The following is a 14,368-nucleotide window of genomic DNA, read 5'->3' as shown; positions in this document are numbered from 1 at the left end:
TTTAGAAGTCTTAAATTTGCATAGAAACTAGAGGGCTTGTGCTTCAGTTGCTTTATAGGATTCTTGAAACTTTTTCATGAAGTCAGCAAGATCTTGGCAATGTGAAAGCGGTACCGCATTATAAATGGATGCTCTGCAGCCTCCAATAGATCGGTGACCGTTTAGTCCCACAAATCCAGCTTGCTTAACTTCTTTCAGGAATTGTTTTTCAGCTTCTTCAGTCGGAAGTGTGAACGTTACATTCATATGTGAACGGCTGTCTGGAAGGGCATGGCCTTTGTAAAAACCATTGCTGTTGTCGATAGCATCGTAAATGACTTTTGCCTTTTCTCCATTTACTTCGGCAATCTTCTCTACACCGCCCTGTTCTTTGGCCCAATCCAACACAAGTGACAATAAGTAAATCGCTAATGTCGGCGGTGTGTTATATAATGAGTTATTTTTTGAATGAATAGAATAATTCAACATGGATGGGATTTTTTCATTATCAGTTATTAAATCTTTACGGATGATAACGACGGTAATTCCAGAAGGTCCTAGATTTTTTTGTGCACCAGCATAAATGATTCCGAATTTACTAACATCAATTTTTTTGCTAAGGATATCACTTGACATATCAGCTACTAGTGGAACGTTACCTGTTTCTGGGAAATGTTTCCATTGTGTTCCGTAAATTGTATTATTACTTGTAATATGAAGATATGCCGCATCTTCATTCAATTTGATATCCTCAAGTTTAGGAATGAACGTATATTTTTCATCCTTAGATGAAGCAACGACTGCTGTATTACCAACTTTTTCGGCTTCCTTTAAAGCTTTTTCCGACCAAGAACCTGTTAGTACAAAATCTGCGCGTTGTCCCTCATTCAAAATGTTCATAGGAATCATAGAGAATTGAAGACTGGCTCCCCCTTGCAGAAAAAGAACCTCATAATTTTCAGGAATTTCCAAAAGATCTTTTAAGGATTGAATGGCATGGTTATGAATTTTTTCAAATTCAGCACTTCGATGGCTTAATTCCATGACAGACATACCAGAATCCTCAATATTCAACCATTCGTTTTGAGCTCTTTGTAAAACTTCTAAGGGAAGGGCGGCTGGCCCAGCGTTAAAATTGCGTGCACGTTTCAATTTTCTTCCTCCTATACGGCTATGTGTTAAAGTATTTTAGTCTATTTATATCCTACCAGAAAACTAAATTCAATAGGAGGAAAATTTAGAATTTTAGATGGATAATCATTTTGATTTAGGAAGGAGTAGAAGAGGAGGAAATAAATAGGTCCTTCACTGTGAGTGAGGACCTATTTAGGGTATTTAATTGTCACGGTACAACTGAATAGTATTGAACGTAAGTTGTAATCTTCTAAACATTTTGGGAGATAGACAATAACCCTTTACTGGTAGCGGGAGTTTCACTTAATATGCTGTGCAATAGAGTCGGCTATTTGTTTCAGGTCATCGGGTGTATAGTCACGTGTATGTGTTTTCCAAACTGCCCCAAAGCCGTCATTTTCTCCGTGTCGTGGAATTAAGTGCATATGAAAATGGAAAACGGACTGTCCGGCTGCTTCCCCGTTATTATTTAAAAGATTAAGGCCGACAGGTTGGAATTCTTGTTTCATGGCACGGGCAATTTCAGGCACGACTTCAAATAGATTTTTGGCGATTTCCGGTGTTAACTCGTAAAGGTTTTCCTTATGTACTTTAGGAATCACCAAAGTATGGCCTTTTGTTACTTGACTGATATCAAGAAAAGCTAGCACATGTTCATTTTCAAAAACTTTCGTACTTGGAATTTCACCATCGATTATTTTGCAGAAAATGCAATCACTCATTAAAAACGCCCCTTTAAAAAAATTAATGTATTTGGTTAATCGTACCATAGCTTGATTCCCTGAGAAAAGAAAAAACCATAAAAACAGGATGCAACGGAAAGTTGCACCCTGTCTGTTTGAAAAAGGGGGTTTTGCTTCAATTCGCATTAGCATAAATTCTCTGCGACAAACACCTCATCTACAGTAAAGTAAAGTAAAATACGGTTATCTGATTAGAGATTTTCCATTCAAAGCAACCATCTCCTATATCTTTAAAGTTTCATCAACTTTCAAAGCATAAATGATAATTATTGAATGATTTTTCTGCTTTTACGTGCAAGCGAACCATCTCCTTGCTCGATACGATTTTTTATGAAGCTTCTGGTTTAATTCAGTTTATACGTCTTTAACTGACACCTCATTTACAATATGATGTGAATCATTTGTAATAAAACGTTTGGGCATTTCAGTGTAATACGTCTTTAACTGACACCTCATTTACAATATGATGTGAATCACACGTAATGACTAACCCCTTCTTCCTTAATTATGATGGCCATTAAGTAGAAAAAATATAATTGGTTATTTGTGGAAATTTATTTCTGGGGACACTCGACTATATAAAAGCAGAAGAATTTGATAAAATGGAAATAAGAACCTCTATATAGAAAGGATCGTTTATATGTCCTTATTGGAAATTAAGCAACTAGTCGGGGGATACACGAAAACGCCCGTTTTAAAAGGAATAAGTTTTGACATTCAACCCAATGAGCTAGTTGGATTAATCGGGCTTAACGGGGCTGGGAAAAGTACAACAATTAAACATATTATCGGACTCATGGAACCGAAAGGCGGAAGTGTCTCGATTCATGGAAAAACACTTGCGCAGGATCCGGATACATATCGAAAACAATTCTCTTACGTACCAGAAACTCCTATCTTGTATGATGAGCTGACACTTGAGGAGCATTTAAAGTTGACGGCCATGGCGCATGATTTGGAAGAAGCGACATATAAAGAAAGGATGAATGTCCTTTTAAAGGAATTCCATATGGAAAAGAGACTGAAATGGTTTCCGGCCCACTTTTCAAAAGGGATGAAACAAAAGGTCATGATCATGTGTGCCTTTTTAATACAGCCATCTTTATATATTGTTGACGAACCTTTTGTAGGTCTCGATCCGCTAGGCATTCAATCGTTGCTTGATTTAATGAGGAAAATGAAAGAGAGTGGAGCCGGGATCTTAATGTCCACTCATATTCTGGCAACGGCCGAGAGGTATTGTGATTCTTTCATCATTCTGCACAATGGAGAAATTAGGGCAAAAGGTAATCTAGAGCAACTTCGCGAACAATTCTCCATGCCGGGGGCAACACTTGACGATTTGTATATCCAATTAACGAAAGAAGAAATTGGTCATGAATAGTCAAAATCTCTGGACGGAAAGATATTTAGGCTACATCAAGGAAATGCAAAAATATTTGCGCTATATTTTTAACGGCCATCTTGTCTTCGTAATGGTATTGGCATTTGGTGGTTTGGCTTATTATTACAGTGACTGGGTTAGAACATTAGACAGTAACTTCCCGGCTGAATTGATTATGGCCTTTGTTTTAGCAATCATTGTAACCAGAAGCCCAATAAATACATTTTTAAAAGAACCAGATACAGTGTTTTTGCTTCCGCTTGAAACTAAATTGAAGAGCTATTTCAAAAATTCTCTTTTATTAAGTTGGGTTATGCAAGGCTTTATCCTGTTGATTGTCTTAACTGCATTTATACCGATGTATGCGAAGGTTACGGGTGCAAGCGGTGCAGACTTTGGGGTCATTCTTGTTGTTTTGTTGATAATTAAATATTTAAATTTAATTATGCGTTGGCACGTGTTGAAATATCAGGATGCATCAGTGAGTCATTGGGACTCCTACATCCGTTTTTTACTTAATGGTGTGCTGCTCTATTTTGTTTGCACAAAAGCCAATATTCTATTTGTACTTATAACCTTCATATTATTGGTAGGACTGTATAGGTATTACCGTAGTGCAACTAGGGGCTTTGTATTGAAGTGGGAGCGGCTTGTTGATCTTGAAAACAAAAGAATGACTTCCTTTTACAAGATCGCGAATATGTTTACTGATGTTCCTCATTTGAGAGGGAAGGTTGCAAGAAGGAAATGGATGGACTGGCTGTTAGACTTCATACCGTATGGTAAGAAATCAACGTATAATTATCTTTATGCCCGAACATTACTGCGTTCCAATGATTATGTTGGACTTTGCCTGCGATTAACGGTAATTGGCTCAGTTGTTTTAGCTGTTTTTACAAACATATGGGCACATTTGATTGCCACCTTTATTTTCCTATTTATGACAGCTCTCCAACTTCTGCCGGTTTGGAAGGCACATGAATGGAAAGTATGGGTGTCACTGTATCCTTTGCCAGCAAAAATGAGAGAAGTCGCAGTAATAAAGCTTATTTCTTATTTCCTATTATTTGAGGACCTTGTCTTCAGTATAGTCCTGCTTATAAAAGGGGAATGGATGTCTGCTTTAGCTGCTTTGGCGATGGGGCTTGTTTTCCTGTTGGGCTTTAAAAATTATGCAATAAAGAAAATAAAAAACTTTTAAAGATGAAGCTGATTTTTCAAAAGAAAAATCAGCTTCATCTTTTAAAAAGGCTCTGTTAAACGATAGTAAGTTTTTCTTTCACAATCGTGGAAGAAATGTTGAATTACAACATAAAATTACTCTGAACGGGTGCTTTAGTTCATCAAGGTACTTCCAAAAGGACCGGTAACGGCCCTTTTAATTTTTCAAAAAATCAACATGTTTGTTTAACTGAGCCTTTAAGAAAGAAAATTGAAACTAAAAGCCATATCAGGAGTATATACATGAATAGTGGGGGTGGGGAAATGAATGCATACGAACAAATGGCACTTTCTGAACTTGTTTCATGGAAAAAGAAAATTGCTAAGAAATCGGGCATGCTTGAGCGCATGTCCAAAAAGGCTCAAATAAAAGTGAACAGTTATATTCCAAACCGAGTGCATAAAGTAATTGCTGATAGCATTAAAAGTATGGTAGATGCCGTATTATCAGGGTCTAAATATATGTCAAAAGAAAAAAATGTGATGCTGCTATCTTTACAACAAAAAGAAGAATGGGTTGCGGAAACTATAGCGGCCTATCGAAAAACAGCTGTTATTGAAGGTGTAGGAACAGGAGCAGCCGGTCTTTTAATAGGATTGGCTGATTTTCCTCTCCTTTTAAGCATTAAGATGAAGTTATTATTTGAAATATCACGTTTGTATGGTTTTGACCCAAACAAGTATGAGGAACGCCTTTTTATTCTTCATATTTTTCAGCTGGCTTTTTCAAGCGAGGAAAAAAAGATGGAAACATTACAGTTTATAGAAGAATGGGATTCAGAGAATGTGCACGAAATCAACTGGCAGGAATTTCAACAGGAATATCGCGATCACATAGATGTAATCAAAATGTTTCAGCTGGTACCAGGATTTGGGGCTGCAGTTGGTGCATATGCTAATCATCATTTGCTTGAACACCTTGGCGAGACAGCAGTTAATTGTTACCGAGTTAGACTTCTAACTAAATAAAGGGACGGGGATATCCCGCCCTTTATCTTTATTTATTATGATATGTAACCGCTGCAGTGCCTAATGTCTTGGCGGCAATGAGCATCGCCTTTTCATCGATGTCAAACAAAGGATGGTGATGAGGATAGGTATGGACATCATTTTTGGGTTTGGCTCCTGTAAAGAAGAATGTACCTTTCACTTTTTGTAAATAATAAGAAAAATCTTCTCCTGTCATATCTGGGTCAATTTCCTCTGTAACTAGAACTTCTTTGACTGATTTGGTGCATTCGATAAGAAATTTTGTTTCCTCATTATGGGGGATAACAGCTGGATAACCTTGAAAATATTGATAGTCATAGGTGCAATCGGCAGCTAGACAAGTTCCTTTGACAACCCGCTCTATTTCTTCGCTTATAAATGAGCGGAGGTCTTCCTTGAAAGTGCGGACGGTCCCCACAATTTTAGCTTTATCTGCAATGACGTTAAAGGCATTATCGGCCACGAAGGAACCAATAGTGATAACTGCAGAATCTAATGGGTTAAGACGCCGACTTACGATTTGTTGTAATGCGACCACTAGCTGTGAACCTACAACAATCGCATCACGGGTTTTGTGTGGTTGGGCTCCGTGTCCTCCTTGCCCCTGAATCAGGATTTCAAATCGATCAGCAGCAGCCATTATTGGCCCTAAAGTGTATTGAACCGTTCCTGTAGGAGCCGTAGCCCATAAATGGGTGCCGAAAATTACATCCACGCCATCAAGGCAGCCAGCATCAATCATTGGTTTAGCGCCCCCTGGAGCATATTCTTCCGCATGCTGATGAATAAAAATATACTGACCTTCGAGCTCATCTTTCAGTTCATGAAGGTTTTTTGCAAGGACTAGAAGAGTCGCCGTATGGCCATCGTGACCGCATGCATGCATGACCCCTGGGACAGTAGACCTATAGGATACTTCTTTTTCATCTTGAATAGGTAAGGCATCGAAATCAGCGCGCAATGCCACTGTTTTACCAGGTTTACTGCCGGTAATCTTTGCAACTACGCCATTACCTCCCACATTTGATTGACAGTCGATACCTAGATTTTGATAATAATCAGAGATAAAGGCTGCAGTTTTGGTTTCTTGAAAAGAAAGCTCTGGATGTTGATGAAGATATCGCCTAATGGAAACCATTTCTTCATAAGACCCTTCTAAAAGAGCGTGTAATTGGTGTATCATTATGCACCTCCTAAATGATTGTTAATTGTAAATAGTATATCATAATCTGAATAATCAAAAGTATTATAATACCACTCCGAGGAGAGTTATATCATGATTAAATATGCAAGGATTACCGTAATTTTGCTTTGCATGATCATATTCATTTTTTTGATGAATGAAGTTCAAAATGGGAAGGTTCTAGCGTTTGATGAATTTATTTTGGATCATTTAACCGTGGTGGAGAATACATATTTGTTTACATTTTTTAAATCGATTACATATTTCGGCAGTTCGATATTTATTGGCTTTGGAAGTTTACTTTTTATCCTTTATTTATGGATGAAAAAGAAGGATTATTTGGCTATAGCCGTTTTCTCGATTGGAGTTGCTGGAGGGGACTTGTTGAAGAGAGGGATAAAAAACCTTATTCAAAGAGAAAGACCGGAAAATCATTTGGTCAATGCAGCTGGCTTCAGTTTTCCAAGTGGCCACTCCATGGTGGGCCTTATTTTTTTCAGTATGATTGCTTACTTTATAATAAAAGAAGTCAAATCGAAATCGGTAAAATGGGGAGTAGGAATTAGTTTCACTCTTCTAGTACTCGTCATAGGAATCAGCAGGATTGCCCTGAAAGTACATTTTCCCACGGATGTCATGGCTGGTTTTGTGCTTGGTGTTGGATATAGTTTAACGTGTCTGTGTTTGTATCAGTGGCTGGAACGGAGAGTAATATGAAACATTGATTTACAGGTGCGATATTTGTAACTAACAAAATCATTTCCCCGGAAATAAAGAAGAAATTTGTCGTATTTCATAGGAATTAAAACACTCAAAGCCGTATGTCAGTATCATTTTGGAAGGACGCAAGCAGCTAATCTAAATCAAACAATTCGGATTTGAAAGATAAAAAGGCCCATCCTCTTAAGGATGGACCTTTCAGACTGTAGACAAACTCGATGAAAATCGAGTTTGTCTACAGTTTTTTTGAGGGGTTGTAAAAATTCGACGTTGATTTCCACTCCAGGCACTCGCTTTCCGCGGGCGGTCAGGGAGCCTCCTCGGCGCCTTTGCGCCTGTGGGGTCTCCCTTGGACACGCATTTCCCGCAGGAGTCTCGCACCTTCCGTTCCAATCAACTTTGTTTTAACAATTAGATATAACCACTTTTGCCTACAGTCCTTTTTGTTTTAATATAGAAGTATTAAAACTTGAGGTGATGACGATGCTTTCGAAACATAATTCTATTCAGCGAGATCAACTTGAAATGATTACTTTGGATCAACTGGTGCCAGCGAACCATTTGGTTCGTAAAATTGAGGGGGCCATTGACTTCACTTTCATTTATGACTTGGTGAAAGATATGTATTCAGAGATAGGGCGCCCAAGTATTGATCCAGTTATTTTAGTTAAATTGACATTCATTCAATATACCTTCGGTATTCGTTCGATGCGTAAAACGATTGAAGAAGTTGAAACGAATATGGCTTACCGTTGGTTTTTAGGTTACGGTTTCCATGATAAAGTACCTCACTTCTCAACGTTCGGGAAAAATTATGAGCGTCGCTTTAAAGATACAGACCTGTTTGAACGGATTTTTTATCGTATCTTAATGACAGCTTCAGAAAGAAAGTTAATAAGTGCAGAGCACGTATTCGTTGATTCAACACATGTGAAAGCCAGTGCGAATAAGCGAAAATTCGAAAAGAAAATCGTTCGTAAGGAAACACGAGCATATCAAGGACGCCTTCAAGAAGAAATAAATCAAGATCGTGAAAACAATGGAAAGAAGCCTTTTCCACCGGATAAATTTGATAAAGAAGAAACCAAAGAAATTAAAGAAAGTACAACTGACCCTGAGAGTGGCTACTATGTAAAAGATGAACGAACAAAACAGTTTGCCTATTCATTTCATGCGGCTGCGGACCGCAACGGTTTTGTGCTGGGGACGATTGTAACACCGGGAAATACGCATGATAGTCATATCTTAGAGCCTCTTGTTGAACAAGTGATTGAGAAAGTTGGAAAACCTGAAGCTGTTGCCGCAGATGCAGACTTACAAAACACCAGCCATTACAAGCTACCTTTTTGGGAAAGAAATCACACCAGCTTTACCCTATACACGTCCACGAACAAAAGAAGGGTTCTTTCGCAAGCATGACTATGTTTACGATGAACATTTTGATTGTTATCTCTGCCCATCGGGCGAGATTTTAAAGTACTCAACAACAAATAAAGAGGGCTATCGCGAGTACAAATCACCCAAACACACTTGTGCGACATGCTCATTTTTATCACAGTGTACAGTAAGCAAAGACCATCAAAAAGTGGTGACACGCCATATCTGGCAAAATTATATGGAAGAAGCAGATCATCTGCGTCATCACAAGGATGTAAAACCTATATATGCGAAACGTAAAGAAACAATAGAGCGTGTATTCGCAGATGCAAAAGAAAAGCATGGTATGCGTTGGACTACTTTAAGGGGACTTAAAAAATTGTCGATGCAGGCGATGCTTACTTTCGCTGCCATGAATTTAAAGAAGATAGCCAATTGGACATGGCAAGGTCCAAGAATGGCTTAATAAAGTGGGCTCGTAGAGGCCCAATCTCTTATTCTTGAGCAAAATTCAAAGGGAATTTCAAAAGGGGTCCGGAATTAAAACATTCCGAACCCCTTTTGTTATTGATGCGGGGTTGCGACAAGAATATTTTATTCTTCAGAATCCTTCATCAAAGTATATTGCGTCACATACGCTTCCCCTGAGAACATCTTCTGGCTGGAATTCGTTACAGGAGGCTTAGAATCGCCATTATGTGCTTTTTGAAAAGAACTAGATTCTTTCCAATTCAAAAAGTCCGCTTGCTTTTCCCATATAGTCAAGATGACATAAGTTTCTGAATTGGTTGGTCGCAGGACACGGAGGGCGACAAATCCAGGTTCTTTTTCAATGAAGCCTGCTCTGTTTTTAAAACGGTGTTCAAATACCGGACGTCCTTCTTCACTGACAGGGATATTGTTCATTACCACATATCCATGATTTTGAAGGTCACCCTTTCCATCCACTACTTCAAATTTACGTGGTGAGCTAAAGATTGTTTTCCCTGGTGTTTCATGCAAAAGTACTGCAGTTTCAGAATTTTGCATAAGTAATATTTTTTCATTCGGGTGCTTATCTTTTTTGATTTTTAAAAAATCGTATGTGCCTGATGTAATGAATACATTCATATAGATCCCCTCCAAACACTAATAGTAGGTGTATACCCATTTTACCCAATCAATAGTGTTTTTACCATTTCTAATCAAATATAAATCTTCATGTCCAATTCAAATAGCTTTGGAAATTAGTCTGAGAAAATCCTAAAAACGTCGATTTTCTGACAAATAATTAGCTTGGCTATACTTCTATTATAGAAAAAGCTATAGTTTAAGGAGATTCAATTTGAAATTCAACTTCCATCTGATATTCTATGTAAGTATGAATAAAAAAATAGAACGTGACTGCTTGAAAGGTGGATATTAATGTCTAAGGAAATTACGAATGATACATTTTTAAAAGCTGCGAGAGGTGAGAAAACGGATCATGTGCCTGTTTGGTATATGCGTCAAGCTGGCCGTTCACAGCCAGAATACCGTAAATTGAAAGAAAAGTACTCCCTTTTTGAAATTACTCACCAGCCGGAATTATGCGCCTATGTGACAAGATTGCCTGTGGAGCAATATGATGTAGATGCGGCGATTTTATATAAAGATATTATGACACCGCTACCAGCCATTGGAGTGGATGTAGAAATTAAGTCAGGAATCGGTCCAGTCATATCTAATCCAATTCAATCGGTGAAAGATGTTGAAAAATTAGGAGAATTAAATCCTGAGGAAGACATACCATACGTGTTGGACACTATCAAATTATTAACTTCAGAGCAATTGACTGTACCTTTGATTGGTTTTTCAGGTGCTCCATTTACGATTGCTTCTTATATGATAGAGGGCGGTCCTTCCAAAAACTACAATAAGACGAAAGCTTTTATGTATTCTGAGCCGGTAGCTTGGTTTGCTTTGATGGACAAGTTAGCAGATATGATTATCATCTATGTAAAGGCACAAATTAAAGCGGGTGTTAAAGCCATTCAAATCTTTGATTCATGGGTTGGGGCGTTAAATGTAGAAGATTATCGGGTGTTCATCAAGCCGATCATGAATCGCATTTTTGCCTCCTTACGTGAAGAAAATGTACCTTTAATTATGTTTGGTGTTGGTGCAAGTCACTTGGCATTGGAGTGGAATGATCTGCCGATTGATGTGGTGGGATTGGATTGGAGACTTCCTATCTCGGAAGCAAGAAAGATGGGTATACAGAAAACAGTTCAAGGTAACCTTGATCCGGCCCTCCTTTTATCATCTTGGGATGTTATAGAAGAGCGGACGAAACAAATCCTTGACCAAGGTATGCAGCAGGATGGCTACATCTTCAATCTTGGACATGGGGTGTTCCCTTCCGTGAATCCGGAAACTTTGAAGAAATTGACCGCTTTCATTCATGATTACTCATCAAATAAGAAGTAAACCTGATCGAACTGTTTGCTAAAAACCCTTATGTAGATGCACAATAAAAGAACGGAATTTTTAAAAGAGGTGTAAATTCATGTCAAGAAAAAAAATGGGCCTTTTAGTCATGGCTTATGGTACTCCATACACAGAAGAGGATATTGAAAGATATTATACACATATTCGTCATGGAAGAAGACCTAGTGAAGAATTGATTGCCGATCTTAAAGGCAGATATGAAGCGATTGGTGGATTGTCTCCCCTTGCAAAAATCACAGCAGGACAAGCAGAAGCGCTTGAAAAACAATTAAATTCAATTCAGGAAGAAATTGAATTTAAGGCATACTTAGGGCTTAAACATATCGAACCATTTGTTGAAGACGCTGTTAAACAAATGCATGATGATGGTTTCTCGGAAGCGGTCAGTATCGTATTGGCACCGCATTTTTCAACTTTCAGTGTGAAGTCTTACAATGGGCGTGCGCAGGATGAAGCAGCTAAATTGGGTGGTCTGACCATTACTTCTGTTGAAAGCTGGTATGATGAGCCAAAATTCATTCAATATTGGGTGGACCAACTAAAAGAGACAATTGGAAAAATGACTTCGGAAGAACGCGATAATTATGCTTTGGTTGTTTCTGCACATAGCCTTCCGGAAAAGATTTTACAATTAGGAGATCCATATCCAAAGCAACTTGAAGAAACGGCGAATCTAATCGCTGAAGGCGCAGGGGTTTCCAATTATGCAGTAGGCTGGCAAAGTGCCGGACAAACGCCTGAACCGTGGTTAGGACCGGATGTGCAGGATTTGACTAGAGATCTCTATAAAGAAAAAGGTTATAAGGCCTTCATTTATATTCCTGTTGGTTTTGTATCCGAGCATCTTGAAGTTCTTTATGATAATGATTATGAATGTAAAGTTGTTACAGATGAAATTGGAGCCGGTTACTACCGACCTGATATGCCAAATGTAAAACCAGCATTTATCGACGCCTTGTCTACAATTATTATAAACAAATTACAGGAGAAATAATTTTCAAAATAGGGCGATGAATGGTGAATCATACAATGAAAACGATTGCCATAATCGGAGGAGGAATAACTGGTCTGCAGCTGAGTATTCCTTGCAGGTAGTATATATATGACGGGTTCAGTTTGCCGGACTGCATTGATCAATCTGAGGCCGTAGTCGATAAAGTCGTTGAGTTCATCAAACAAAATAACATCTTCAATTCTAATAAGGTGGCTGTCCAGTAACGAGGATAGCCACTGTTTCTATATACGTTTAAGATGAATACTGTGTATGTTCTGTAAGTTCGCAAAAAATTAATTGAAAAAACAGAAAGATTTTGGTAAGATATTATTGAACTTATTGACTATTCTGTTCGTTTGGTCGGAATTGAGGTGGAAAATGTCTGTTGATCGTAAAAAATTAATTTTAGAAGCCGCGACCAAGTCTTTTTCCCTTTTTGGATACAAGGCAACGACAATGGATCAAGTGGCTAAAATTGCCAATGTCGGAAAAGGAACAATCTATACCTTTTATAAAAATAAAGAAGAGCTTTTTAAAGAAATTGTTCAGCGGATGATAGAGGAAATGAAATATGAGGCTGAACAATCCCTGGATGATCAATTCTCCTTTTTTGAAAATCTTCATCGAGCTGTTTATCGTATTTTGGAGTTTAGACAGGAACATCAATTATCTTTAAAACTTCTTCAGGAAGAACGGGAAATTGGCACACCGGCTGTTCAGGAAATGGTTAATGAAATGGAAGAAGCTATTGTTTCCTATATTAAAGAAAAACTTAAATCAGCGATTGATAAAGGCTATATTCAGCCTTGTGATCCAGAAATAACAGCTTTCCTCATGTTAAAAATGTACCTTGCCCTTATTTTCGATTGGGAGAGGAATCATGAACCATTAGGAAAAGAAGAAATTGCTGAGCTATTCAAAATATATTTATTTAAAGGATTATCTGTTACTTGATAATTCTATTTTTTTGCTTATATGACCTGAAACAGCACATTCAAATTGAAGGAAATATAAAAAGACGATCCAATTAATTGGATCGTCTTTTTATATTTGGGGATAGGTCCAGTCGCGAAACTGGAACTTTATATGGGATCATCCTGCTAATTGGGAAGCGGATGGTGAAACACGTAAACTATTACTTTACAGAAAGGCAATGATCACAGTGGTTTCCATAACATTCGTGCTGTTCTTCAATCTTTTTTCCGCATTCCGTGCATTGTTTAGGAGGCAGGTTTTTAAAGAACTCAACGCTACTTTGAATCATGAACATCATCTCCTGAATTTTTTATTAATTTCTTTTCTATAGTATTCATTGTATTATAACAGAATCACTGTGTCAATGTATGTTTTATAACATGGGTAAAAAAGATGAAAATAGGGGAAGAATAGTTTATATTAATGGGGAAGTCATTGTGAGAAAAAAGGAGTGCCTAAGCATGAAAATCACCGTAATTGGTTGTTGGGGCGGATATCCAGCTAAAAATGAGGCAAGTTCTGGCTATTTGCTTGAATATGAAGATTTTCGCATTCTGCTTGATTGCGGTAGCGGTGTTCTATCACAGCTACAAAATCATATGAAGCCGGAGGAACTCAGTGCGGTAGTATTATCCCACTATCATCCAGATCACGTAGCGGATGTAGGTGTCCTGCAACACGCTGCGCTAATTCAGCAAATACTGGGCAGCGAAAAAAGGACTATTCCTATTTATGGTCATGATTTAGATGCAACCGAATTTGAAAAGTTAACCTATAAAGATATAACAAAGGGGATTGCCTACTCTGCTGATGAGCCTTTAACCATCGGTCCATGCAAATTTACTTTTATGAAAACAAAACATCCAGTTCCATGCTTTGCAATGAGAATAGAGGCTGAAAATCATTCGATTGTATATACAGGGGACAGCTCTTATATGGATGAGTTGGCTGATTTCGCCAAGGATGCAAATGTTTTATTATGTGAAAGCAACTTTTACAGTAATATGGAAGGCTCAAAGGCCGGTCATATGACAGCTAGGGAAGCGGGCATACTTGCTGATAAGGCAGACGTCCAGCTTTTACTCTTAACTCATCTTCCACATTATGGTGATCTGAATCAACTGAAAAAAGAAGCATCAGAGGTATTCAAACGGGAAATTGCAGTAGCGAAAAGCAATCTCGAATTTCAACTATAAATG

13 protein-coding genes and 1 pseudogene are annotated in these 14,368 nt (G+C 38.0%); 9 read left to right on the top strand and 5 right to left on the bottom strand.

Going from position 1 to position 14,368, the window contains the following annotated elements:
- Positions 1 to 27: 27 nt before the first annotated feature.
- Positions 28 to 1,131 (bottom strand): 3-phosphoserine/phosphohydroxythreonine transaminase, encoded by a 1,104-nt coding sequence (gene serC, locus JFU50_RS03615; protein WP_201181956.1) that lies wholly within the window; start codon positions 1,129 to 1,131, stop codon positions 28 to 30.
- 281 nt (positions 1,132 to 1,412) lie between these two features.
- Positions 1,413 to 1,835 (bottom strand): HIT family protein, encoded by a 423-nt coding sequence (locus JFU50_RS03610; protein WP_053344922.1) that lies wholly within the window; start codon positions 1,833 to 1,835, stop codon positions 1,413 to 1,415.
- Between the two features lie 661 nt (positions 1,836 to 2,496).
- Here JFU50_RS03610 and JFU50_RS03605 point away from each other — a divergent pair.
- From JFU50_RS03605 to JFU50_RS03595, 3 genes are all read left to right on the top strand, one after another.
- On the top strand, positions 2,497 to 3,240 hold the full coding sequence (locus JFU50_RS03605; RefSeq protein ID WP_053344923.1) for an ABC transporter ATP-binding protein: 744 nt from the start codon (positions 2,497 to 2,499) through the stop codon (positions 3,238 to 3,240).
- Complete coding sequence (locus tag JFU50_RS03600; RefSeq protein ID WP_201221716.1) at positions 3,233 to 4,441, top strand: ABC transporter permease; 1,209 nt, start codon at positions 3,233 to 3,235, stop codon at positions 4,439 to 4,441. Before JFU50_RS03605 ends, JFU50_RS03600 begins: the two co-directional genes overlap by 8 nt.
- 284 nt (positions 4,442 to 4,725) lie before the next feature.
- Positions 4,726 to 5,430, top strand: a complete 705-nt coding sequence (locus JFU50_RS03595) for an EcsC family protein (protein ID WP_201183422.1) — start codon at positions 4,726 to 4,728, stop codon at positions 5,428 to 5,430.
- A 28-nt stretch (positions 5,431 to 5,458) separates the two neighbouring features.
- Here the strand turns inward: JFU50_RS03595 and JFU50_RS03590 are convergent, their stop codons facing one another.
- The gene (locus JFU50_RS03590) at positions 5,459 to 6,634 is read right to left on the bottom strand and encodes a M20 family metallopeptidase (protein ID WP_201181953.1); all 1,176 of its coding nucleotides are present in this window, start codon (positions 6,632 to 6,634) and stop codon (positions 5,459 to 5,461) included.
- Between the two features lie 93 nt (positions 6,635 to 6,727).
- On the opposite strand from JFU50_RS03590, the gene JFU50_RS03585 reads away from it, so the two are divergent.
- Both JFU50_RS03585 and JFU50_RS03580 read left to right on the top strand, forming a co-directional pair.
- Positions 6,728 to 7,351 carry a phosphatase PAP2 family protein gene (locus JFU50_RS03585; protein ID WP_201221714.1) on the top strand — a complete coding sequence of 208 codons (624 nt, stop codon included), beginning with the start codon at positions 6,728 to 6,730 and terminating at the stop codon, positions 7,349 to 7,351.
- A gap of 486 nt (positions 7,352 to 7,837) precedes the next feature.
- A pseudogene (locus tag JFU50_RS03580) lies at positions 7,838 to 9,197 on the top strand (IS1182 family transposase).
- Positions 9,198 to 9,325: 128 nt separating this feature from the next.
- Here the strand turns inward: JFU50_RS03580 and JFU50_RS03575 are convergent.
- The gene (locus JFU50_RS03575; protein ID WP_201221712.1) at positions 9,326 to 9,841 is read right to left on the bottom strand and encodes an antibiotic biosynthesis monooxygenase family protein; all 516 of its coding nucleotides are present in this window, start codon (positions 9,839 to 9,841) and stop codon (positions 9,326 to 9,328) included.
- 294 nt (positions 9,842 to 10,135) lie between these two features.
- Between JFU50_RS03575 and hemE the strand changes: the two genes are divergently transcribed.
- From hemE to JFU50_RS03560, 3 genes are all read left to right on the top strand, one after another.
- On the top strand, positions 10,136 to 11,179 hold the full coding sequence (hemE, locus tag JFU50_RS03570) for a uroporphyrinogen decarboxylase (protein ID WP_201221710.1): 1,044 nt from the start codon (positions 10,136 to 10,138) through the stop codon (positions 11,177 to 11,179).
- A gap of 79 nt (positions 11,180 to 11,258) precedes the next feature.
- A complete protein-coding gene (gene hemH, locus JFU50_RS03565) occupies positions 11,259 to 12,194 on the top strand; it encodes a ferrochelatase (RefSeq protein WP_201221708.1) in 936 nt (311 codons plus the stop codon).
- 378 nt (positions 12,195 to 12,572) lie between these two features.
- Positions 12,573 to 13,148 carry a TetR/AcrR family transcriptional regulator gene (locus JFU50_RS03560; protein WP_056528061.1) on the top strand — a complete coding sequence of 192 codons (576 nt, stop codon included), beginning with the start codon at positions 12,573 to 12,575 and terminating at the stop codon, positions 13,146 to 13,148.
- A 181-nt stretch (positions 13,149 to 13,329) separates the two neighbouring features.
- Here the strand turns inward: JFU50_RS03560 and yhfH are convergent, their stop codons facing one another.
- Positions 13,330 to 13,458, bottom strand: coding sequence for a protein YhfH (gene yhfH, locus JFU50_RS03555; RefSeq protein ID WP_082527657.1), 129 nt, complete (start codon positions 13,456 to 13,458; stop codon positions 13,330 to 13,332).
- A gap of 172 nt (positions 13,459 to 13,630) precedes the next feature.
- Here yhfH and JFU50_RS03550 point away from each other — a divergent pair, with 172 nt between their 5' ends.
- Positions 13,631 to 14,365, top strand: coding sequence for an MBL fold metallo-hydrolase (locus JFU50_RS03550; RefSeq protein ID WP_201221706.1), 735 nt, complete (start codon positions 13,631 to 13,633; stop codon positions 14,363 to 14,365).
- Positions 14,366 to 14,368 lie beyond the last annotated feature (3 nt).

It is taken from the genome of Peribacillus sp. TH14 (assembly GCF_016651145.1).
GTDB lineage: Bacteria > Bacillota > Bacilli > Bacillales > DSM-1321 > Peribacillus > Peribacillus butanolivorans.
The sequence above is the reverse complement of the archived record's forward strand: the minus strand, read 5'-3'. Positions and strand labels throughout refer to the sequence as shown.

Coding starts and splice junctions, on each gene's coding strand:
- JFU50_RS03610 (WP_053344922.1), bottom strand. CDS start 1,835: ATGAGTGATTGCATTTTCTGCAAAATAATCGATGGTGAAATTCCAAGT.
- JFU50_RS03605 (WP_053344923.1), top strand. CDS start 2,497: ATGTCCTTATTGGAAATTAAGCAACTAGTCGGGGGATACACGAAAACG.
- JFU50_RS03600 (WP_201221716.1), top strand. CDS start 3,233: ATGAATAGTCAAAATCTCTGGACGGAAAGATATTTAGGCTACATCAAG.
- JFU50_RS03595 (WP_201183422.1), top strand. CDS start 4,726: ATGAATGCATACGAACAAATGGCACTTTCTGAACTTGTTTCATGGAAA.
- JFU50_RS03590 (WP_201181953.1), bottom strand. CDS start 6,634: ATGATACACCAATTACACGCTCTTTTAGAAGGGTCTTATGAAGAAATG.
- JFU50_RS03585 (WP_201221714.1), top strand. CDS start 6,728: ATGATTAAATATGCAAGGATTACCGTAATTTTGCTTTGCATGATCATA.
- JFU50_RS03575 (WP_201221712.1), bottom strand. CDS start 9,841: ATGAATGTATTCATTACATCAGGCACATACGATTTTTTAAAAATCAAA.
- hemE (WP_201221710.1), top strand. CDS start 10,136: ATGTCTAAGGAAATTACGAATGATACATTTTTAAAAGCTGCGAGAGGT.
- hemH (WP_201221708.1), top strand. CDS start 11,259: ATGTCAAGAAAAAAAATGGGCCTTTTAGTCATGGCTTATGGTACTCCA.
- JFU50_RS03560 (WP_056528061.1), top strand. CDS start 12,573: ATGTCTGTTGATCGTAAAAAATTAATTTTAGAAGCCGCGACCAAGTCT.
- yhfH (WP_082527657.1), bottom strand. CDS start 13,458: ATGATTCAAAGTAGCGTTGAGTTCTTTAAAAACCTGCCTCCTAAACAA.
- JFU50_RS03550 (WP_201221706.1), top strand. CDS start 13,631: ATGAAAATCACCGTAATTGGTTGTTGGGGCGGATATCCAGCTAAAAAT.